The following is a 21746-nucleotide window of genomic DNA, read 5'->3' as shown; positions in this document are numbered from 1 at the left end:
GGCTGCGCCTCATTTCAATGAGCGGCGTCGAGGCAGGCATTGAGCCTGCCTTCGCCGCCCGGGACGGCCGCGCTCCAGCGCTTGAGTTGCACCTCGCCGACTTTCCGGATGTTGGCTTCGGAATAGTCGCCGCCCAAAAGCCTCCTGGTGCCTCCGAGCACCAGCACTGCCAGCGACGCGCCCTCAAGATGCTGCCGGCGGGGTTCGGCGAGATCGATGTCGAGACTGTCGACATCCCCGGCGTCTTCTATTCGCCTGCGCTCGTCCAGCAGCGCCTTGTTGAAGGCGATCGATCCTTCGCCAAAATGGTCATAGGGGCCGGTGTCGCCGGCGATGCCGTAGGCGATATGCAATCCCGCCGGCGTCTTGAGGAAACCGATGGCGATGTCGCCGAGCCCGATTCCGCCGAACTTTTCCGTGGGAACGACGAGGAACGGGACCTTTTCCGAATCGAGATATTGCGCCGGCTTGCACCCGTCGGCGCGGGTCGGGCTGGCTTTCTTGAACGTCGTGGCGGAGATGAAATATCCGGAATATTCGGACTCCTGTCCGAACCGGCAGGGATAGCCCTTATGGGTGGCCGGAACGATTTTGGTGTTGAACGCAAAGGTCAGATTGCGCTCCTTCCAGTGGATCAGGTTGAAGTCGCGCGGCCCCTCGGGCGCCCCGATCGACTTCAGCGGCAGCGGGACCAGTTTCTGATCGCGGATCAACGGCCACAACTCGCGCCAGTTCGGCAGGAATGCCGGCGCGTCCGCGGTTTGCGACTTCGGATCGGCGCGCTTCAGCCGCGCCGCACCCAGAAACAGCCGCATGCCGGCATCGGAAAAATTGTCGAGCGCACAGATCCGTCGCGACGGCTGGTCCGGCGACGGGCTGCAATCGCCGAACGGGTCCTCGGCGTGATAGGCGCGGCCGGCGCCATCGGCGTCGACCGAGATCCGGCCGAGCTTTGCGAACATCTGGCGGACGCCCGAGGGGCCGCCATGATTGTCGATCAGCACCGGAAACGATTTGGAGTCGGTGCCGCGCGAGACCTTCATGGCCGCGGCATTCATCCGGCAGGAGGGTGACATCGCCGGATCGATATTGACGAATTCGACGCGGGAGCCTTCCCGGTGGTGGGCGCTCAATTGTTCGATGATGGAGGCGAGGTCCGCATCGCTGGGGCGTTCCTGCGCCTTCGCGCCGGTCGCAGGCCATCCCAGCAAGATCGCAACCGCGAGGATTGGCGGTAGCGTCAGGAAATATGAAAAAGGGCGGATTGAACGTCGGTCGATTCCTGCATGAAGCCTTCCATCAATTTTTCCATCAATCCTTCGATCAATTTCTGGGTTCCGATGCAACATCGTCCATCACAAGCTGGTTGAGACCGCAGATCAGCGGATATGACACGTAGCCGTCGTGAAGCGCCACCACGTTGTCATACGCCCTTACATTCCACATCGGGTCGTTCGACGTGATGATCGACTGGGTCCCGCTTTTCAACAGATATTGCCGGAATTGAATCTCGAGATGGCCGTCGGCGGTCGGTCGCGGCCGGACCGGGGTGAGGTTCGGCGTCTCCCGGTCGGGGACGACCTTGCTGTCGGCGTGGACCTTGTGGTCCTTATCCGCATGGACAATGGAATAGCCGCTGTCCCAGCCCTCGTACGGCTTCAGGAAAGGATTGTGCCGCACCTTCCACAGCCAGTGATCGACCATCGCGCATTCCGACAAATAAGCCGAGCCGGCGTTGCTGTAGAGGGTCTGATGGCCGATGGTGTTGTTGGCGACCAACTCGCCGGTCGTCCCGAACGGCAGCGGCGATTGCCAATAGGGTTCCTTGAATTTGCCGTAGGGCGGGCGCATGGGGTCCATGTGCCCGATCGTCAGGGTGTCGTCGGAATCCGCATTCGTGAACGGAATGTTGCGGACCACGCCGGCGGCGAATTTCAAGGTGCCGACGATGGCGCGCTCGCAGATATTGGCCAATGGCTTCCATTTTCCGCAGGCGTCCGGCTTGCCCTTTGGAAACCATGCCGCGAGGCGATCGAGGGTCTCCGACAGCGGCTGAAAATTACCCTTGAACAGGGGAAACGCGTCGTGCGTGGCCCAGTCATAATGGGCCAGCGATTTCATCTCGTCGGTTTCCTCGTCGCGTCCCTTGAGCGTCTGCAGCTCGAGCTGCGTCAGCGCTGCCGCGGGCCACGCGAACGCCGACGTGACCGATATGTAGACCGGCGGCTGGTTGGGCGGATAGAATCCGGTATCGGCCTGGGCGCGTGGATCCGTACCCATGGTGTATTCAGGGAAATGCACGCGCAGCCGCATTTCACGCTGGATCGACGTCCACTTCCACGCCTCGGCCGCCGGATTGAGCAACACCACAAGGTTTCCGAGCGGGGGCTGCAGGACTTCGCCGGGCTTGTGCTGTCTGATTTGCTCGATCATCGCGGAATTCAGTCCGGTCGCCAGGATGTTTCCGCCGAGGCTGTGCCCGAGAATGATGAGACGCTCGGACTTCGACATGTCGGCGTTGCGTTGTTTCAGCAGCAGATCGATCTGCCGCAGCGACGAAATGACGGAAGGGGCAATCCTTTCGCTGATCGGCTTGCGGTCGAACAAGGTGAGGAGGGCGGGAAAATCGCCGACCATGGCCTTGAACAGCCCGGCAACGCGGTGGCCCAGAAAGCCCAAATTGCGGTCGGCGAAGGCTTCGATCGCGCGCTCGTTCACCCGCGCGCCGCGCCAGCCGACGAACACGGCCGTGACCGTGTAGTCGCAATCCTTGCCCATGGTCTTGCAGCGGTAATCCAGCGCGCTGGCCGCATGGGCGGCGTAGATCCTTGCGTTGGCGACGTTGTCGTCGCCGATGCGTGCATCGTGGCGCCAGCCGTGGATGAAGACCAGGACGTAGTTGTTCTTCTGCTTCCGCAGATGTCCCTCGAGGACCTCCAGCTGCGAATGGGCGAGGACGGCGCCGTGGACGCCCTTTTCGACCAGCCGGCCGGACTCCTGGAACTCGACGAAGGAAAGATAATAGGCGATCGGTCCGATCGGCCGGTCGCTGTTGTACCAGAGTGGTGTCGGCTGAGACGGCACGACATGGTACTGCAGCATGCATTCGAGACCGGTCTTGTCCCTGCCGAGCGCCCGTTGCGCGTCGTCCTCGCTGTTCTTGTAGGTCGCCAGCAGCAGGGGATTGTTCTGTTGCAGGTCGCAGGCGTTGGGATGGCTTGTCTCTTCCGGAGAGACGTAGCGGTAGGCGATGTTTCGCGGGGAAACCCAGCTGGCTTCGATGAGGAAGACCAGCAGTGCGATCGTCAGCAACACGCCGAACAGGGCCAGCCATGCTCTCAGCAGCAGTCGCGGCAACCCCATGGCCCAGCCGAACGCAACGAGGAGACATACCCCCACAAAGCGGAGAACAACGAGCAATATGGCCATGGTTATCCCTCAACCGGAACACGCACAATCCAACGGGCGTACAACAAAAAATATCAGATAGATCACAGTTGCCGGTGACCGCAGACGACATTCAAGTGGAGCAGGGGTCCGCAGCCGTCCGGTAAACGGCATCATTCTAGTTCGCAATCCGGCAAATAGTAAACGGATGCGTATTCTACTCCAGCGATAGACGAGCGGCTCCGCGGGCTTTTCGAGCGACGATCCTCGTCAAGGGGTTGCAAATGGTCCTGCAACCGTCTTGCATGACGCGCTTTCCGCAACGCTCTTAACGCTGCCCGACCGTTATATCGGCGCGTCTCAGGTTTGATTTCGCATGGCTGATTTCCACGGCGTCTTTCCCTATCTGGTCTCTCCGGTCGACGCATCCGGCCAAATCCGCACCGAGGTGCTGGGCCGGCTGTGCGACGATCTCATCAAGTCGGGCGTGCACGGGCTGACGCCGCTCGGCTCGACCGGCGAGTTCGCCTATCTCAACAATGCGCAGCGCGCGGCCGTGGTGCAGACCACGATCGAAGCCGCCAAGGGCCGCGTGCCCGTGGTCGCTGGTGTCGCCTCGACCTCGATCGCGGACGCGGTGGCGCAGGCCAAGGCCTGTCAAAAACTCGGCGCCGACGGCATCCTGGCGATCCTGGAGGCGTATTTTCCGCTCGCCGACGCGCAGGTGGAATCCTATTTTCGCGCGATTGCGGATGCGGTCGATATTCCCGTGGTGATCTACACCAATCCGCAATTCCAGCGTTCGGATCTGACGCTCGACGTCATCGAGCGCCTCGCCGCCCATCCGCGCATCGGCTACATCAAGGACGCTTCCACCAATACCGGCCGGCTGCTGTCGATCATGAACCGGTGCGGCGACAATATTAAAGTGTTCTCGGCGTCGGCCCACATCCCGGCGGCGGTGATGCTGATCGGTGGCCTCGGGTGGATGGCGGGTCCGGCCTGCATCATTCCGCGGCAGAGCGTCGAGCTCTACAACCTCTGCCGGCGTGCGCGCTGGGACGAGGCGATGGTCCTGCAACGGAAACTCTGGCGCATCAATGAAGCCTTTGCCCGCTTCAATCTCGCCGCCTGCATCAAGGCCGGGCTTGCGATCCAGGGCTACGACGTCGGCGATCCCGTCCCGCCGCAGGCGGCATTGACCGCGGATCAGCGCAAGGTGGTCGAGGCGGCGCTCCGGGACGTCGGGTGATCTGGGAGCCGTTATGCCCGGGCTTGACCCGGGCATCCACGACTTTCTTGATGGTGGAGCTAAGACTTGGATGGCCGGGACATAGGCGAGCGGAAGCGACGGCGTCCTTCGGACGGCTATGCCCGGCCATGACGATTTTCTGGGCTTTTTCTGCTCAAAACGCGGGTTGGCCTCCGACCCATCCATCCGCTAAAACCCGCCCGATCCAACAAGAGACTCGAAGGACAAACTGATGAACATTCTTCCCGACAATCTACGTTTCGGTGCGGGCCAGCCGGTCAAGCGTTTGGAAGACCAGAGGCTGCTGACCGGGAAGGGACAGTTCATCGACGACAAGCCGGAGGAGGGCGCGCTGTGGCTGTATGTGCTGCGCTCGCCCCATGCCCACGCCAGGATAGTCTCGATCGACATCAAGGCGGCGGCCGGGATGCCGGGCGTTGAAGCCGTTTACACCGGCGCCGACCTGATCAAGGACGATATCGGTACCCTCCCGACATTGGCGATCTTCAAGCGGCCGGACGGCAAGCCGATGACGGTGCCGCCGCGCCGCCTGCTCGCCCATGAGATCGTGCGCTTCGCCGGCGAGGCAGTCGCCGCCGTCGTGGCGACATCGCGCGTGCTGGCGCAGACCGCGGCGGAGGCGATCGAAATCGATTATGAGGTGCTGCCCTCGGTGGTCGATCCCATCGAGGCGACCAAGCCCGGCGCGCCTGTGGTGTGGCCGGAGGCATCAGACAATATCGTCGCCGCGATGAGCTACGGCGACGCCGCCAAGGTCGAAGCGGCCTTTGCCAACGCCACGCATACCGTCTCGCTCGATCTGGTCAGCCAGCGGCTGATCCCCTCCGCGATGGAGCCGCGCTCGACCATTGCCGAGATCGACAAGAAGACCGGCCGGCTGATCCTGCACGTGCAGTCGCAGACGCCAGGTTCGACCCGCGACCTTCTCGCCGAGTCGATCCTGAAGCGGCCGAAGGAAAGCGTCCGCGTGCTGGTCGGCGATATCGGCGGTGGCTTTGGCCAGAAGACCAGCCTCTATCCCGAAGACGGTGTCGTGGCCTATGCCGCGACAAAACTGGGAAAGAAGATCCGCTGGCGCGGCGATCGCACCGACGAATTCGTCGGCGGCACCCATGGCCGCGATCTCACCTCGACCGGCGAATTCGCGCTCGACGCCAAGGGCCGCGTGCTGGCCTATCGGGTGCGTTCGGTCGGCGGCACCGGCGCTTATAGCTCCGGCACCGGCAACATCATTCCGCTGGTGCTTGGTCCCTTCGTGCAGACCGGCGTCTACGATCTGCCGCTGGTGCATTTCGAGGTTAAATCGGTCATGACCAATACCGCACCGGTCGGCGCCTATCGCGGCGCGGGCCGGCCGGAGGCGGTGTTCATCGTCGAGCGGCTGATGGACGCTGCCGCGCGCCAGATCGGAATGGATCCCCGCACCATCCGCAAGGTGAACTACATCAAGCCGGCGCAACTGCCCTACACCAATGCGGTCGGCCAGGTGTACGATTCCGGCGCGTTCACGCATATGCTGGAGCGCGCCTCCGATCTCGCCGACTGGAACGGCTTTACCGCGCGCAAGAAGGCCGCGAAGAAGAAGGGCCTGCTCTACGGCCGCGGTCTCACCAGCTACATCGAATGGACCGGCGGGCGCGCGCACACCGAAAAGGTTTCGCTGCATGCGACCGCCGAAGGCCGGATCATCCTGCATTCCGGCACCCAGGCGATGGGGCAGGGGCTGCAAACCACCTACACCCAGATGGTTTCGGAATCGCTCGGCATTGCCATGGACAGGATCGACGTGGTGCAGGGCGACACCGATCTTGCCACCGGCTTCGGCAGCGTCGGTTCGCGCTCGCTGTTCGTCGGCGGCACTGCGGTCGCGGTGTCGACCAGCGACATGATCACCAAGGCGCGCGAGAAAGCGTCGAACGTGCTGGAGACCTCGGTCGAGGATATCGAATATCGCGACGGTTTTCTCACCGTGGTCGGCACCGACAGGCGGATCAGCCTGTTCGAGATCGCGAAAAAGGAAGACGGCGCGCGGCTCAGCGTCGACAGTGAAGGCGAAGTCGACGGGCCGAGCTGGCCCAACGGCACGCATATCTGCGAAGTCGAGATCGATCCCGAAACCGGCGTCAGCAAGGTGGTGCGCTACACCACGGTCGACGACGTCGGTATCGCCGTCAATCCGATGCTGGTGGCCGGCCAGGTCCATGGCGGCGTCGCCCAGGGCATCGGGCAGGCGCTGTATGAAGGCGTGTCCTACGATTCCGAAGGGCAGCTGCTGACCGCGAGCTATCAGGACTACTGCGTGCCGCGCGCCGACGACATTCCGCCGATTGCGGTGACGCTCGATGAATCCGCACCCTGCAAGACCAATCCGCTCGGCGCCAAGGGCTGCGGCGAATCCGGTGCGATCGGCGGCCCGCCCTGCATCACCAATGGCGTGATGGATGCGCTCAGCGAGTTCGGCATCAAGCAGCTCAACACCCCGCTGACGCCAGCCAAGATCTGGCAGGCGATCAGGGATGCGAAGGCGGCGGGGGGATAGTTGCCGTCATTCCGGGGCGCGTCGAAGACGCGAACCCGGAATCTCGCGCCACAATTTCGAGGTTCCGGGTTCGATGCTGCGCATCGCCCCGGAACGACGGCGTGTGGCGCCTACAACCCCAGCACCATCTTCGCGACGATATCGCGCTGGATCTCCGATGAGCCGCCGAAGATGGTGTAGGCCCGGCTGTTGAGATATTCCGGCACCACCGGCAACATCTCCTCGGGTATCCCAGGCTGCTCGTTGAGCTTGTAGAACGGCCGCATCGGCTCGACATAGAGGCCGTCGTTGCCGATCACCTCGACGCCGAGCCGGGTCACGGCCTGGCGAATTTCACTGACGCGCAACTTCAGCAGCGACGAGACCGCGCCCGGATTCTGTCCGGTCTGCAGCGCCGACAATACGCGCAACTCGGTCATTTCCAGGGTATCGATATCGACCTCGATCTCGGATATCCTTAACCCGATATCTGGATCGTCGATGGCGCGGCCGGTGACGTCGGATTCGGCGAGATCGGCAACCGTCTTCAGCGCCTCGCGCAGTTTTGCCGAGGCGATGCCGGAGCCGCGTTCGAACTCCAGCAGATATTTGCCATAGGTCCAGCCCTTGCCCTCCTCGCCGACGCGGTTGGCGACGGGGACGCGGACGTCGTCGAAGAACACCTGGTTGACCTCGTGATCGCCGCCGATGGTCAGGATCGGCCTCGTCGTGATGCCCGGGCTCTTCATGTCGATCAGGATGAAACTGATGCCGTCCTGCTGGCGCTCGGTGTCGTTGGTGCGCACCAGCGCGAACATGCGGTTGGCGTGGTGCGCATGCGTGGTCCAGATTTTTGTGCCGTTGATGATGTAGTCGTTACCGTCGCGCACGGCCCTGGTTTTCAGCGAGGCGAGATCGGAGCCGGAGCCGGGCTCGGAATAGCCCTGGCACCAGTAATCCTCGCCGGAGAGAATCCGCGGCAGATAGAAATCTCTTTGCTCGGGCGAACCGAAGCCGATGATGACGGGGCCGACCATCTTGACGCCCATCACGTTGACGTTCGGCGTGCCGGCGCGGGCGCATTCGGCCTCGAAGATCCAGCGCTGCGCCGCCGTCCAGGCGGGCCCGCCATATTCCACCGGCCATCCCGGCGCGCCCCAGCCCTTTTTGTGCAGGGCTCTCTGCCAGGCCATGCCGATGTCGGGATCGGAGAACACCGACGGTGTCAGCGCGGTGGCGCGCTTGATGTCCGGCGTCAGGTTTGCGGCGATGAAGTCGCGGACTTCCTGTTCGAAGGCACGTTCCTCGGTGCTGAAACTGAGATCCATGTCGCGCTCCGCTCAGGTTTGAATGCTGCGCCCGCCCAACGCGGCGTGGCGGCGGTAATGGTGGGCGCTGCCGCCGAACAGCGTGTCGAAGGCGAGCAGCCGCTTGAAGTAGGAACCGATGTCAAGCTCTTCGGTGACGCCCATGGCGCCGTGCAGCTGGACCGATTGCTCGGCGACAAAGCGCGCGCATTTGCCGATTTTTGCTTTCGCGCCCGACGCGGCACGGCTGCGCGCGGTGGGTTCGGCGTCGACCATCAGCGCGGCGCGCAACGCCATCGAGCGGGCCTCGTCGCATTGCATCGCCATGTCGGCGAGGCGGTGACGGATCACCTGATTGGCCGACAGCGGCCGGCCGAACTGTTTTCGCATTTTGGTGTATTCGAGCGTGGTGTCGAGCAGGGTCTGCATGATGCCGACCGCCTCGGCGCCAAGGGCCGCCATCGCGCGGTCGACGACGGCTTCGATCGCAGGCAGCGCGTCGCTGCCGTCGCCGAGCAACGCGTCGGCGGGCAGGCGAACATCCGACAAATCGAGATTGCAGGCCCGGCCGCCGCCCAATCTTGGAAAATCGCGCGACGCGACCCCTGGCGTGCCTGCCGGCATCAGGAACAAGCACAATTTTCCGGGCATCCCGTTGTCGCCTGCGACCCGCGCCGAGACGATGATCTGGCCGGCCGCGTTGCCGTCGAGCACCGCGGTCTTGTCGCCATCGAGACGCCAGCCGTCCGGTGTCTTGCTTGCGGCGGTTGCGACCTTGGCCAGATCGAAGCGCGCCGCGCGTTCCGAATGCGCGAACGCCAGATAAAGCGAACCGTCGGCAATTTTGGGTAACAGCGCCTGCTTCTGCGCCTCGCTGCCGCATTCCGATATCAGCGCAGCACCGATCACCACCGTCGAGAGATAGGGTTCGGAGACGAGGCCGCGCCCGAACGCTTCCATCAAAATTCCGGTCTCGATGGCGCCGCCGCCAAGCCCGCCATAATTTTCCGGAATCGGCAGCACCAGCCAGCCGAGATCGGCGAACTGTTTCCAGATCGCCGCACTGAAGCCGAGCGGATCGCCGGCCTGGCGCCGCCGACGATCGGCATCATAGGTCTCGCTGACAAAGCGGTCGGCACTTTCGCGCAGCAGCCGCTGCTCGTCGCTCAAGGTAAGGTCCATCTGATCTACTTCGCTACGGCCGGTTTTCTGACGGAAGGATGAAGGCCCGCGGGATCCACCACCATTCCGAATTCCTGCAGATTATGCGCGTGACAGAGCTGATGCAGCGCGAACGCCTGCTCGATCGCGGCCGGCTGCCCCATGACGTCGACCGAGCGATTGACCGCTTCCTTGGTCAGTTTCAGCGCAAAGGCGGGTTTGGCCGCGATCTTCTGCGCCAGCGCCATCACGAACGACGAAAGCTCCGCGCGTGGCACCACGTGATTGACCATGCCGAGCCGGTGCGCTTCGTCGGCGCTCCAGGCGTCGGCGGTGAACAGCAACTCCTTGGCCTTGCGCGGACCGAGTTCCCAGGGGTGGACGAACCACTCGACGCCGCAGACGCCCATGGTCACAACCGGATCGCAGAATTCCGCGTCCTGGCTGGCGACAATGAGGTCGCAGGCCCATGCCAGCATCAGCCCGCCGGCGATGCACTTGCCGTGCACTTCCGCGATCATGGGCTTTGCCAGATTGCGCCAGCGCCGCGTGATCTGAAGGTAAATCTCCTGCTCGCACGCGAAGCGGCCATGGGCGTTGGGCTCGGCAAAACCGCCCCAATTTCCGACCGGCGGAAAATCGACGCCGGCGGCGTTTTTACCTCCGGGGCGCAGATCGTGGCCGGCGGAGAAATGCGGGCCGTTGCCGGCAAGGATGATGACCTTGACCGAATCGTCCTGCACCGCCTGGTCGAAGGCGGCGTTGAGATCGTAGGTCATCTGCAGGTTTTGGGCGTTGCGCGCCTCGGGGCGGTTCATCACGATCCGCGCGATGGACGGTGCCGGCCGCTCGACGATGATGGTCTCGAACCTGTTTTCTGTTGTTTTCATGGATCCTCCCGGGATCGAGTTGAACCATGATGACTAGTTCGGAGACTGATAGGCAAGAACTATCATCCGCAAAAAATGAATCTGGACGCGGCCGCGCGCGGGATTACCTCGCGAGACCGTTCTGATACGTTGGCGGAAGGTTTCACCGGGAGGACTTCGATGCGTAAATTTTGGACCGTGCTGGCGGCGCTGGCGACGCTGAGCCTGACCAATTGCGGCTATAACGCGATCCAGACCAATGACGAACAGGTCAAGTCGAACTGGTCGGAGGTCGTCAACCAGTATCAGCGCCGCGCCGACCTCGTGCCGAACCTGGTCAATTCGGTGAAGGGCTTTGCGCAGCAGGAAAAGGACGTGCTGCTGGGGGTCACCAACGCGCGCGCCAAGGTCGGCAGCATTCAGGCGACGCCCGAAGTGCTCAACGATCCCGCGGCGTTCCAGAAATTCACCGCAGCCCAGGGTGAACTCTCCAGCGCGCTGTCGCGATTGCTGGTCGTGACCGAGAACTATCCGCAGCTGAAATCGGATGCCTTGTTTCGCGATCTGATGGCGCAGCTCGAGGGCACGGAGAACCGCATCACGGTGGCGCGCAACCGCTACATCAAATCGGTGCAGGACTATAATGTCGGCATCCGCACCTTTCCGAACAATTTGACCGCGATGATGTTCGGCTACAAGGAAAAGCCGAATTTTTCGGTCGAGAACGAGAAAGAAATCTCTGTCGCGCCGAAGGTTGACTTCAATCCCGCGCCGGCGGCGCCGTCGAAATAGCCAATAGTAATAGCCAACAGCAAGAATTTGACCGCGATGAACGCTGCAAGAGCCATTCTGCTTGCGCTGCTGCTGGGTTGGATTTTTCCAGGCTTGTCTCCAGCTTTGGCTGACGTCACGGTGCCGCCGCTGGTGGGGCGCGTCGTCGACCAGACCGGGACACTGTCGAGTAGCGAACTTGACTCGCTTCAGCAAACCCTGAGGGCTTTCGAAGCGAGAAAAGGCAGCCAGATCGCGGTCCTGATCGTGCCGACCACCGCGCCCGAGACAATCGAGCAATATTCGCTGCGGGTCGCCGAGGCCTGGAAGATCGGCCGCAAGAGGATCGACGACGGCGCCATTCTTGTGGTAGCCAAGAACGACCACAGGCTTCGCATCGAGGTCGGCTACGGCCTCGAAGGCGCGCTGACCGACATCACGTCAAAACGTATCATCGACGAAATCATCACGCCGAGATTCCGCAGCGGCGATTTTGCCGGCGGCATTTCCGCGGGCGTCGACCGGATTATCCGCGTCATCGACGGAGAAAAATTACCGGCGCCGGAGCAGCCGCATCGGCAAGGTTCGACGAGGTCGTTCGATCCGACCGACCTGTTCAATCCGTTCCTCATCATCCCGGTGCTGCTGTTCGGCGGCATGATGCGCAGCGTGCTGGGCCGGCTGGTCGGATCGGCCGTATCCGGCGGCCTGGTAGCGCTGATCGCCTGGTTCTTCTTCGGTTCGCTGCTCGCGGCGGCACTCTCGGGCGCGGTCGCGTCGATCTTCGTGATGTTCAGCGATGCCATCACTGCGCCTGCGCCGGGCGGTCGCGGCAGGGGCGGCTGGTCGGGTGGCGGTTATAGCGGCGGCGGCTCCTGGTCCAGCGGCGGCAGCAGTAGCAGCAGTTCGAGCGACAGCGACAGCGGCGGCGGTGGCGGCAGCTTTGGCGGCGGCGGTGCGTCTGGAAGCTGGTAGAGAGAGCTGGGACATGGGCATCGGACGCATCGGCAAGCATCTTCTCCATCACCACTGGTGGGTGCGGCGCTATTTTCCGCGAAGCGTGCTCGATGCGATCGAGCGGGCGATCAGGGCCGGCGAAGCCACGCATTCCGGCCAGGTCCGCTTTGTGGTGGAAGGCGCGCTCGACGGCGCGCCGCTGTTCCGGGATCAGCCGGCGCGGGAGCGGGCGCTGGATATTTTCTCGCAATTGCGGATCTGGGACACCGAGCATAATAACGGCGTGCTGATCTACCTGCTGCTCGCCGACCGTAATGTCGAGATCATCGCCGATCGCGGCATCGACGCCAAGGTCGGCGCGGCTGGTTGGGAGAAGATCTGCAGAGAGATGGAAACGGATTTTCGGGCTGCCAGGTTCGAGAGCGGCGTAATCAAGGGGATCGAGGCGGTGTCGCGGCAACTGGCGGCCCATTTTCCCGGCCGCGGCGGCGGACCGAACGAACTGCCGGATGCGCCGGTGGTGATGTAGCTCACCACACCGGGCCTAAACCAATGGATAGCCGGTTCCATCCGATTCCATGTGCGAGCCTACCTCCGTATCGTTAGGCCATACCCGCGTGCAATGGCGTCAGCCGGCGCTGGTTGCTACCGATCAAGGTAGAAGTAGCAAGCGGAATGCAAAGCAGCGGAACCGGACCCACGAGACGGCAGTTGCAAGACAAGGTCGGCGGCGTAACGCCCGCCGGCCTTTTTCTTGATCCAGGGGCGAGCTGAACTTCTCGACATTCTGCGAATAGCGCGTCACCTCGCACGATCAAGTTGCGTCACACGATATCTACTATCCCGCAGGATTATCGCTCTCATAACTTTCACGAACACCACGCCATCCAGCCACGATGCGAAGCCGGCAATGCTCTGAATTTGCTTCCGCTTTCACTGGCTGATGTCCGCGCCCCCGAAAGCGACCAAATAGCAGACATCTCGATATGTCCGTTTCGTGCCGCCAGAAGCGGACATCGCCGGCGGACCGGTTGCTTGCGCAGTCGCGTACAAATCACCTCAATCGCCTGCAAGCTCGATCCTTCGACAGAGCGTATCCTGCATGAAAACTGGTGCGGACGAATTTGTGCTTGCCACGAATGCGAGGCGGACGCATGAGCTTACAGTTCAACGAATTGGCGCGAAGGCGCCTCAGGACGGGCCCAGAAGATAAAGTTTATCAGGTCGTGAAGCTCGCGAGGGTTATCGACGCGCTGGCGGTGGAGGGAATCTCGGTGGAGAACGCACTTGCTGGCGTGCGCATATCCAGAAATGCAACGTCTTCGCCCGCCACGCGCGTCTCGCTCAATCAAATCATCGAATGTTACCGCAACGCCAATAAGCTTTGTCGTAATCCCCATTTTGCCTATAGCGCTGGCTTGCGATTCCACGTCACCGACTATGGGATGTATGGTTTCGCCATGCTCAGCAGCACGAATTATCGCCGAACTATGCAATTCGCAGTGAAGTACCATCAGCTCGCGACACCACTTGCCGAAATTGACTTTAAGGAGGCGGGCGGCTGCGGGATCTGGACATTTACTCCGATGGCGCATCCTCGCATTGATGCTTCCCTTTACAGGTTTCTCGTTGAAATGCAGTTCGGCATTACCGTATCGCTTCACCGCGACTTCATAGGACCCTCGTTTGCCGGGCAGGAGCTCCATGTCACGTATGGTGCGCCGGACGACGCGCCAAAGTATTCGGAGATGTTTGGATGTCCGGTGTTGTTCAGCCAATCCGAGAATCAGCTTCGGTTTGACGCGGCCTGGCTCGATCGCACGCCGAAGCTCGGAAGCGAAATAACTTATTTGACGGTGGTCGAGCTATGCGATCGCCTGATGGAGGATATTCAGCTTCGTCTTGGGCTGGCTGGCAAAGTTCGGCAACTTCTTCTGACCAAGTTGCTGCGACCGTTAAGTTTCAGCGACGTTGCAAGCAATCTAAACATGAGCGCTCGCACGCTTCGAAGAAAGCTGCGCGAAGAAAAAACATCTTTCCGCAACTTGGTCGATGAATTGCGCATGGAAATGGCAATTAGATATCTGCGTGAAACGGACCTGACGGTCGAACAAATTTCCGAGTCACTGGGCTTTAGCGACGTTGCTAGTTTTAGGCAGGCATTCCGCCGCTGGACCAAGGTGGCGCCGCATAAGTTCAGGCAGATGTCCGGCGAGACTGCGGTATCCGCCTAATCACTTGAATATTGGCCGGTTTCACCAGCTCTTTGGCCGAAACCAATCTTTTCTTGGCTCAAACTGTCGCTAAACCCTCTTTTCGGTTTGGACAGCCATGGGAGCTATCGCGAACTGCGGCTGGAGCCGTTTTACTGCGCTGACCGTCTGAGCCGAGGAACCGCACCGCATGAACGAGAGTATCCACGGAGAAAGGACCGCTTCCGAGCAGCAAGATCGGGTGACCGAACTCATCGAGCAACAGACGGCCATCTCGGAGGTGTTGCGCGCCATTGCGAACTCGCCGCACGACTTGCAGCCCATCTTCGACGTCATTCTCGACAGCGCCACACGTCTCTGCCGAGCAGACGCAGGCAGCTTACGTCTCTCTGATGAAAGCGGCTTTCGTCTCGTGGCGGTGCGAGCGGACCCCCTTTGGGTTAGTCAGCTGTGGTCATCATTCTCAGTGCTCGAAAAGGGGAGCTTTCGGAGTCGATTAGCCGCAAGCAGGTTACCCACCCACATCCCTGACTTGACGGTACTTGAAGGCGATCGTCGGGATGATTTTTTGATCGCGGCGGTGAACGCAGGTTTTCGAACCGGCCTGGTTGTGCCGTTACTCAAAGACAATGAGATAGTCGGGATGATTATTCTGGGCCGCAAACAGGTGCAGCCGTTCACCGACAAACAGATTTCCTTATTCGGGGACTTCGCTGCGCAAGCCACCATTGCCTTGGAGAGCACCCGCCGCGAGCGGCAATATCGCGAGGCGCAGATGGCGCTGGCGCACGCGAACCGCATCACGACGATCGGCCAATTGACGGCCTCGATCACCCATGAAGTGAACCAGCCGATCACAGCAACGGTCACATACGCGTTAGCCGCTCGGCGATGGCTAAGCGCGGAGCCGCCGGATTTCGGCGAGGTGAGCGAGGCGCTCGCCGGTATCATAACGGAGGGTAATCGTGCGAGCCAGGTCATCGGGCGAACCCGCGCGCTCATAAAAAAAGCGCCTCCCCGGAAGGATGCGTTCTCCATCGACAACGCGATTCTCGAAGTCGTGGCGCTGACCCGCACCGAAGCAGCGAACAATGGCGTGTTGGTACGGACGCAGCTCGCAGAAGGGCTGCCGCCTGTCCAGGGAGATCGGGTCCAGCTGCAACAAGTGATGCTGAACTTGATCGTCAATGCCATCCAGTCGATGAGTGGCGTTGAGGACGGCAACCGCGAATTACACGTCAGCACCGTGAGTATTGAGCCGGAGGGCGTGTGCGTCGCGGTGCGGGACACCGGGCCGGGGCTGAGCCCGGAGAGCCTCTCGCGTCTGTTCGAGCCATTCTACACGACCAAGCCCGAGGGCATGGGCTTGGGCCTGTCTATCTGCCGCTCGATCATCGAAGCCCACGGCGGACGGCTGTGGGCGATCCCGTGCGAACCGCAGGGTGCTCTCTTTCAGTTTACGATCCCTGCCACCTGAGCGGACGGATCGTGATCGAGTCGATGTCGCTCTTTGGCACATCGCGTCATTTCGCTGGGCTGCGGAATTTGGCGGCTATCGGGGCATAGCGGACTCTCGCGGGCCCTCCGCCCGGCAGATTTATGGGTTCACGGCCTGGAGTCCGATGGGCCAGCAGCGCCTTCCCGTATGTAAAAACTGCACGACCGCTACCTTCGAGCGAAGAAAGTCATGCGGGATCGTGGGAAGGCGCACAAAAATGCTCTGAATTTGCTTCCGCTTTCGGCGGTATAGCGAACATGACCGGACTTGCTACCGGCTCGCCCAGGTCGCGAATGACCCAGAGCGGACCTCCGGTCGTGGGCAATCCACGGATGCGCCAATCTCAAAGGAACGATTCTAGATTGCGCCGCTCGAGACGCGCGCGTCGCCAACAGATGAGTTCGCGGCGCATTCCGCTATCATTCAAATGCATGAAGACGCCGGCTCCGCAGGGTGCTTGGCGTTCGGTAGATGACTCTCGGGACGTCCCCTCATGCTCAACGGAGACCCGCTCAGCGAGAGCTATCGCGCCACCAGTCCGCAGATATCGTTGCCGACTATGTCAGCTCTTTCGAAGTGGGCTATTGCGCGGCGTTGTGGCGGAAAGTCGAACAGCCTTTGCTCGAATGCATTCTGCGCCCACTCGGAGGGCCTGAGCGAACAAGCCTCGATTTCGCCTGCGGAGGAGTTTTGCATTGTCGCTCCGGTCGGACGTAGAGGTATCGATCAACCGCTTGGTACACGGGAAACGAGCGATCCTTGATCTTTATCAAGGAGATCATAAGGTCAGTCATGGTGGATGATCCAACTGCCTAGTCCAGGCGTCGACGATGTCCGATCCACGATCACCAACGCCGGAGATAAATTTCCGCCGAGGCATCAACTATGCCGGCGGTCTGGTCGCAATTGGAGTGATCTATTTCGTCCTGGCAAAATGCGGCCTTGCTCTCGCCTCTATTCATCCCAGTGCAACGCCAATTTGGCCACCGACCGGTGTCGCGCTGGCGGCGGTGCTGTTGTGGGGATATCGGACTTGGCCCGCAATTTTCATTGCAGCGGCGATCGCCAATGCGACCACCGCCGGCTCGGTTGCCACCGCAATTGCGATTGCGACCGGCAACACTCTTGAAGCGGTTGTTGGCGCTTACCTGGTCAATCGATGGTCGAGCGGACGCAGTACGTTTTCAAGGCCAAATTCTGTCGCGAAGTTTGCTCTGATTTGCTTCGTGATCGCGACGCCGATCAGCGCCACCATTGGGCTGACCAGCCTGGCAACCGCCGGGTACATCGATCGGACCAATTTAGCGAACGCCTGGGTCACATGGTGGCTGGGAGATGTGACCGGCGCGCTGGTCATTACCCCTGCTATCGTGCTTTGGGCATCAAGCCACTACCATGCTTTCAACCGCAATGAATTTTTGGAGACGGTCGGCGTCCTCGCAACTGCGGCGATTGTTGGACTCATTGCTTACAGCCCCCTGATCGAGCAAACGCCGAGCCGAACTCCTCTGGGTTTTCTTGCGATCCTGCCAATGTTGTGGGCGGCGCTGCGCCGCGGTCCACGTGACACCGCAACAGTTGCGCTGGTGCTTGCCAGCATCACTATTTGGGGGACGCTCACGGGCGGCGGCCCCTTCACGACCGCGAACCTCAACGTTTCATTCCTGCTGGTGTTGATGTTCCTGATCAGTATTACCGTTCCAAGCCTGTTACTGAGCGCCGACGTCGCGGTACGCAAGAAAGGGGAGGAACGTCTGCGCCGCGCGCAGATCGAACTCGAACGGAAGGTCGCGGAGCGTACGCAAGAGCTTGAGCTCGCCAATGCGGCAAAATCGCGCTTTCTTGCCATGGCAAGCCACGATTTGCGGCAGCCATTACATGCGCTGGGCTTGTTCGTTGCCCAGTTGCGCACGCCGCTCAAATCGGGGGAGCGGACAAAGACGATCGAGCTGGTCGATGCAACACGCAAAGAAATGGATGAAATGCTCAATTCGCTCCTGGATATGTCCAAGCTCGATGCTGGGATCCTTATACCCACAATTACTGAATTCCCGATCGCGCGCCTGTTGCAAAAAATTGAAACGACGTTTGATCAGGCGACGCGAGAAAGGGGCTTGCGTCTACGCGTCCGGCGAAGTGACGCCTGGGTGCGGAGCGACGCCATGCAGCTCGAACGCATACTGCTCAATTTGGTATCCAATGCCGTGCGCTATACATTGCGGGGCGGGATCATTGTCGGCTGTCGTCGGCGCGGTGAAATGTTGCGCATCGAAGTATGGGACAGTGGTCCCGGCATTCCTGAGGATCAGAAGCAGAATATCTTTGGCGAGTTTTTTCAACTTGCCGCCCGAGGCCGGAACCGGTACGGCAGCATGGGGCTCGGCCTGGCTATTGTCGACAGGCTTCGCTTGCTTCTCAATCATCCAATCGACTTAGCTTCGACTGTGGGCAGAGGTTCGCGATTCGCAATCCTGGTTCCGATGGCCGATGAATGCGTCAGGTCCACCGAGCCCATCGATCCACCTCACCCAGCGGCATTTGCGGTCGAAGGCAAGGTCGTTCTTGTTATTACCGATGCTCCAATCGTGCGGGAGGGGACGGGCGGATTGCTTGGCAGATGGGGATACTCCGTCTTTACCGCCGGATCCGACGAAGCGGCACTTATACGACTTGCCGAGCGCCAACAACGCCCCGATCTTATAATCTCGGATTATCATCTTGCGAACGGAAAGACCGGTATCCGAGCCATTGAACAAATCAATGCGGCGTTTGGTTCAACCATTCCAGCGATTCTCATCAGCGGCGATACGGCACCTGAACCAGCACGTGACGCTAAGGATAGAGGATACATTTTGCTGCACAAGCCTGTCGACCCAATGCGGCTCCGCGCTGTCATGCACGAGCTCTTTATGGATCATGACGATAGGAGATATACCCGGCCGGCTTTATGACTCGGATTTCGGCGACGATTCCCAGCCCATTTTTCCTAGTTTTATTACTGCCTCGGTGCGGCTCGTTACGCTGAGCGCCTTGAGAACGACCGTGATGTGGTTTTTCACTGTCGGCACTGCCATATTGAGGGTCTTGGCAATGATCTTGTTGCTTTTTCCCTTCATCAGAAGCGCAAGCACTTCGATCTGCCGATCGGTCAATCCGAGCCCCTTAAGAGAGTCGGGCGTCGTTGGTTTATTTGTAAGCCGCGGAGACGGTGTTTCCTCCAGGATTTCCGAGGGAATGTAGATACCGCCGGAGAACACTAACTTAATGGCGTTGAGCATGACCGCTCGTTCGGTCGTTTTCGGGATGAAACCTAGAGCGCCAAGTTTGAAAGCGCGCTTGACTGTATCTTGATCATTCGAGGACGAGAGAATGATGATAGCAATGGTCGGATAGCTGTCTCGCAGTTCGCGGAGAACAGAGAAGCCATCTCTATCAGGCAAATTGATATCAAGCAAAATGAGGCTGATGTCGGGATGTTCCTCGACTATGTCCATTGCCTGACTGCCGTTCGAAGCTTCAAATATGACGGCTTCTCGCTTCAGTTGTTTCAGGACAGCGTGCAACGCCTCGCGTATCAATGTATGATCGTCAACAATGAGAACTTTCATGAAAAGCTCTCCGTCATCCCATGGCACGGAGATCCAATTGAAGAAATCATACACCCACCTTCGGGTCTTTGGCGAGGAAGAGGCTGGCGGGAAGACTGGCCCCGAAACCGTCCATCCTTCATCCTTGGCGCAACCAGCGGTTCACGGTTAGGCACTCAAGATAGAAGTCGAACGCCGTTGTGTGCTGTAATTGTAATCAGCTCACAGTGGGACACCGAAAAAGCGAGTGCGGACCACGAGAGTCGCAGGACTCAGAGTCTCCCTCGCCTATCGGCAATGGTGAATGTCCGTGATGTGTCTGACGGATGTCAAATTGATGCGGCTCTGTACGGTACCTTGATCATAGGACCTAGGAACCTCCCTGTGCGGACCTCCGGCTGATTGACGCGCTGTGCCGTTGAACGATGATCGTCAACGGACAGCCTCACGCGTTACGAGGTTCTACCAAGCGCCGCGATATTGATCGTTATCGCAATAGCTTTTGTGGCCGGGTTCGGCGTGAAGCAGATTTAGCTGCGGCGTTGTCACGATCCGGCAGTGCAGCGGCGACGTTTTTTGTCAAATTCGGTCCCACTTGAAGCGTGCTCGCACGCGGGACGGGCAACCAGATGCATGATCGAATTGCCACCCCGAAGCCATTGGTAGGCGCGCTGCCGGAGCTGAAAGGCTCCGGCCGCGATCTGCGCATTGATGCCTGCCGCGGCATCGCGCTCTGGTGCATCTTTCTTGACCATGTCCCCAACAACATCGGGAGCTGGCTGACGCTGCGTAACTACGGCTTCAGCGATGCCGCGGAAGTGTTCATGTTTGTCTCGGGTGTGACCTGTGCACTGGCCTACGGCAAGGCACGGTGGTGCGGGGGCTGGACCGGCGTGATCGGCCGGACGCTGTGGCGAAGCTGGGATATTTATGTCGCATTTCTGCTGCTCACGCTCGGCTGCGCCATCATGGTTCACTTCGCAGGCAGCGGCCATCTTGCCGACGAGAGCAATACGCGCATTCTGTTGGAACAGCCGGGCGTGACGTTCGCGCACGCGGCGATCCTGCAATACCGCCCCGTCAACACCGACGTCTTGCCGCTCTTCGTGCTTTATCACCTTTTGTTCGCGCCGCTGCTGTGGCTGCTGCTGCGAGTGCCGAACGCAACGCTCGGCGCGTCGTTGTTGCTTTACGCACTGGTGCACGTCTTCGGCTGGACCATCCCGGCATGGCCGAGCAACCACTGGTTCTTCAATCCGCTGGCCTGGCAGCTGCCGTTTGTGCTTGGCGCGTGGTGGATCATCGAGGGCAAGAGATTCCGGCCGTGGGTGACCTCGCACACAGCGCTTGTGGCTGCCGTTCTCTATCTGGCGTTCAGCCTCATCATCGCATTGAGCCGGAGCATCAAACCGCTGGAAGCGCTGGTCTCGCAGGCGCTGCTGGAACTGCTTTACCCGATGGACAAATCGAATCTCGATCCATTGCGACTGCTGCATTTTTTGGCCCTTGCGGTTTTGGTGGTATGGTTCGTGCCTCGCAATTGGCGAGGCCTGACGACGGCGGTGATGCGCGGCGCCATTCTCTGTGGCCGGAACTCGCTGCCAATCTTCTGCATCGGCGTTCTGCTTTCGCTCGCCAGCCACCTGGCGCTGCTCGACATCTCGGACGGGCTGACGATGCAGATCGCGCTCAGTGTTGGTGGCGTCCTGGTGATGATCGTGGCGGCGATGCTGCTGAACCTGATCAAGACCAGGCAGCAGCCGCACGCGAAGCCCGTCGAGCAGCCAACCAGGTTTGAGCTGGTCGTCAACCTCAAGAACCTCAAGACGGCCAAGGCGCTCGGCGTTCACATTCTGCCCACGCGGTTCACCCGGACCGACGAAATGATCGAATAAAGAGGCTGTTTGCTCCGGTGCGCGACAGCGGATGTTTGAAGGACTGTGCCTGACGGGTGAGAGTTCTGGTCGGGATCCCGTTGGGCCACCGGTAGTTCGCTTGAAATTGCCGCCGTTTGGATCGCCCGCTTCTATGTCGAAGATAGTGGCTGACTGTGAAGTATTTTACATCCCTGTGTTCTTGGCCCGGGCTAGGATAGCGAAAGGCTTCTTGCTCTTTGAAGGAAGCATCCGATGCTCGCGACAATCAAATGGAACTCCCGGTACAACGCTCGCGAATGGACGACGATGGCTGGAGCTCTCGTCGCCC

15 protein-coding genes are annotated in these 21746 nt (G+C 60.6%); 9 read left to right on the top strand and 6 right to left on the bottom strand.

The features are described 5' to 3' along the window. Positions 1-14: 14 nt before the first annotated feature. Both V1289_RS13030 and V1289_RS13025 read right to left on the bottom strand, forming a co-directional pair. Positions 15-1211 carry a hypothetical protein gene (locus V1289_RS13030; RefSeq protein WP_334397326.1) on the bottom strand — a complete coding sequence of 399 codons (1197 nt, stop codon included), beginning with the start codon at positions 1209-1211 and terminating at the stop codon, positions 15-17. A 112-nt stretch (positions 1212-1323) separates the two neighbouring features. Continuing rightward, positions 1324-3429 (bottom strand): hypothetical protein, encoded by a 2106-nt coding sequence (locus V1289_RS13025; RefSeq protein WP_334397325.1) that lies wholly within the window; start codon positions 3427-3429, stop codon positions 1324-1326. Between the two features lie 334 nt (positions 3430-3763). Between V1289_RS13025 and V1289_RS13020 the strand changes: the two genes are divergently transcribed. Both V1289_RS13020 and V1289_RS13015 read left to right on the top strand, forming a co-directional pair. Then, the gene (locus V1289_RS13020) at positions 3764-4639 is read left to right on the top strand and encodes a dihydrodipicolinate synthase family protein (protein WP_334397324.1); all 876 of its coding nucleotides are present in this window, start codon (positions 3764-3766) and stop codon (positions 4637-4639) included. A gap of 232 nt (positions 4640-4871) precedes the next feature. Further along, positions 4872-7199, top strand: coding sequence for a xanthine dehydrogenase family protein molybdopterin-binding subunit (locus V1289_RS13015; protein WP_334397323.1), 2328 nt, complete (start codon positions 4872-4874; stop codon positions 7197-7199). A 110-nt stretch (positions 7200-7309) separates the two neighbouring features. Here V1289_RS13015 and V1289_RS13010 read toward each other — a convergent pair whose 3' ends face one another. The 3 genes from V1289_RS13010 to V1289_RS13000 are packed head-to-tail and all read right to left on the bottom strand — an operon-like array spanning position 7310 to position 10536. Beyond that, positions 7310-8506, bottom strand: a complete 1197-nt coding sequence (locus V1289_RS13010) for an acyl-CoA dehydrogenase family protein (protein ID WP_334397322.1) — start codon at positions 8504-8506, stop codon at positions 7310-7312. Positions 8507-8518: 12 nt separating this feature from the next. Beyond that, complete coding sequence (locus V1289_RS13005) at positions 8519-9667, bottom strand: acyl-CoA dehydrogenase family protein (RefSeq protein ID WP_334397321.1); 1149 nt, start codon at positions 9665-9667, stop codon at positions 8519-8521. A 5-nt stretch (positions 9668-9672) separates the two neighbouring features. Beyond that, entirely contained in the window at positions 9673-10536 is an 864-nt protein-coding gene (locus V1289_RS13000) for an enoyl-CoA hydratase (protein WP_334397320.1), read from the bottom strand. Between the two features lie 159 nt (positions 10537-10695). Here V1289_RS13000 and V1289_RS12995 point away from each other — a divergent pair, with 159 nt between their 5' ends. From V1289_RS12995 to V1289_RS12970, 6 genes are all read left to right on the top strand, one after another. Beyond that, positions 10696-11307, top strand: coding sequence for a LemA family protein (locus tag V1289_RS12995; RefSeq protein ID WP_334397319.1), 612 nt, complete (start codon positions 10696-10698; stop codon positions 11305-11307). A 36-nt stretch (positions 11308-11343) separates the two neighbouring features. Then, positions 11344-12261 carry a TPM domain-containing protein gene (locus V1289_RS12990; RefSeq protein ID WP_334397318.1) on the top strand — a complete coding sequence of 306 codons (918 nt, stop codon included), beginning with the start codon at positions 11344-11346 and terminating at the stop codon, positions 12259-12261. 13 nt (positions 12262-12274) lie between these two features. After that, a complete protein-coding gene (locus tag V1289_RS12985) occupies positions 12275-12772 on the top strand; it encodes a TPM domain-containing protein (RefSeq protein WP_334397317.1) in 498 nt (165 codons plus the stop codon). Positions 12773-13397: 625 nt separating this feature from the next. Further along, the gene (locus tag V1289_RS12980) at positions 13398-14477 is read left to right on the top strand and encodes an AraC family transcriptional regulator (protein WP_334397316.1); all 1080 of its coding nucleotides are present in this window, start codon (positions 13398-13400) and stop codon (positions 14475-14477) included. 169 nt (positions 14478-14646) lie between these two features. Then, on the top strand, positions 14647-15933 hold the full coding sequence (locus V1289_RS12975; protein WP_334397315.1) for a sensor histidine kinase: 1287 nt from the start codon (positions 14647-14649) through the stop codon (positions 15931-15933). Positions 15934-16784: 851 nt separating this feature from the next. Then, complete coding sequence (locus tag V1289_RS12970) at positions 16785-18905, top strand: MASE1 domain-containing protein (RefSeq protein WP_334397314.1); 2121 nt, start codon at positions 16785-16787, stop codon at positions 18903-18905. Here the strand turns inward: V1289_RS12970 and V1289_RS12965 are convergent. Then, positions 18900-19562: a response regulator transcription factor gene (locus tag V1289_RS12965; RefSeq protein WP_334397313.1), complete on the bottom strand. Its 663-nt coding sequence runs from the start codon at positions 19560-19562 to the stop codon at positions 18900-18902. The two genes, V1289_RS12970 and V1289_RS12965, sit on opposite strands and share 6 nt — an antisense overlap. Before the next feature lie 608 nt (positions 19563-20170). Here V1289_RS12965 and opgC point away from each other — a divergent pair. Next, complete coding sequence (gene opgC / locus V1289_RS12960; protein ID WP_334397312.1) at positions 20171-21436, top strand: OpgC domain-containing protein; 1266 nt, start codon at positions 20171-20173, stop codon at positions 21434-21436. The last annotated feature ends 310 nt before the right edge of the window (positions 21437-21746 follow it).

The sequence above is a fragment of the Bradyrhizobium sp. AZCC 2289 genome (genome assembly GCF_036924615.1).
In the GTDB taxonomy this organism is placed as follows: Bacteria; Pseudomonadota; Alphaproteobacteria; order Rhizobiales; family Xanthobacteraceae; genus Bradyrhizobium.
The sequence above is the reverse complement of the archived record's forward strand: the minus strand, read 5'-3'. Positions and strand labels throughout refer to the sequence as shown.

Excerpts from the sequence above, each read along its gene's own strand:
- V1289_RS12980 (WP_334397316.1), top strand. The coding sequence starts at position 13,398 with ATGAGCTTACAGTTCAACGAATTGGCGCGAAGGCGCCTCAGGACGGGC.
- V1289_RS13025 (WP_334397325.1), bottom strand. The coding sequence starts at position 3,429 with ATGGCCATATTGCTCGTTGTTCTCCGCTTTGTGGGGGTATGTCTCCTC.
- V1289_RS13010 (WP_334397322.1), bottom strand. The coding sequence starts at position 8,506 with ATGGATCTCAGTTTCAGCACCGAGGAACGTGCCTTCGAACAGGAAGTC.
- V1289_RS12965 (WP_334397313.1), bottom strand. The coding sequence starts at position 19,562 with ATGAAAGTTCTCATTGTTGACGATCATACATTGATACGCGAGGCGTTG.
- V1289_RS12970 (WP_334397314.1), top strand. The coding sequence starts at position 16,785 with ATGTCCGATCCACGATCACCAACGCCGGAGATAAATTTCCGCCGAGGC.
- opgC (WP_334397312.1), top strand. The coding sequence starts at position 20,171 with ATGCATGATCGAATTGCCACCCCGAAGCCATTGGTAGGCGCGCTGCCG.
- V1289_RS12990 (WP_334397318.1), top strand. The coding sequence starts at position 11,344 with ATGAACGCTGCAAGAGCCATTCTGCTTGCGCTGCTGCTGGGTTGGATT.
- V1289_RS13000 (WP_334397320.1), bottom strand. The coding sequence starts at position 10,536 with ATGAAAACAACAGAAAACAGGTTCGAGACCATCATCGTCGAGCGGCCG.
- V1289_RS12975 (WP_334397315.1), top strand. The coding sequence starts at position 14,647 with ATGAACGAGAGTATCCACGGAGAAAGGACCGCTTCCGAGCAGCAAGAT.
- V1289_RS13020 (WP_334397324.1), top strand. The coding sequence starts at position 3,764 with ATGGCTGATTTCCACGGCGTCTTTCCCTATCTGGTCTCTCCGGTCGAC.
- V1289_RS13015 (WP_334397323.1), top strand. The coding sequence starts at position 4,872 with ATGAACATTCTTCCCGACAATCTACGTTTCGGTGCGGGCCAGCCGGTC.
- V1289_RS12985 (WP_334397317.1), top strand. The coding sequence starts at position 12,275 with ATGGGCATCGGACGCATCGGCAAGCATCTTCTCCATCACCACTGGTGG.
- V1289_RS13005 (WP_334397321.1), bottom strand. The coding sequence starts at position 9,667 with ATGGACCTTACCTTGAGCGACGAGCAGCGGCTGCTGCGCGAAAGTGCC.
- V1289_RS12995 (WP_334397319.1), top strand. The coding sequence starts at position 10,696 with ATGCGTAAATTTTGGACCGTGCTGGCGGCGCTGGCGACGCTGAGCCTG.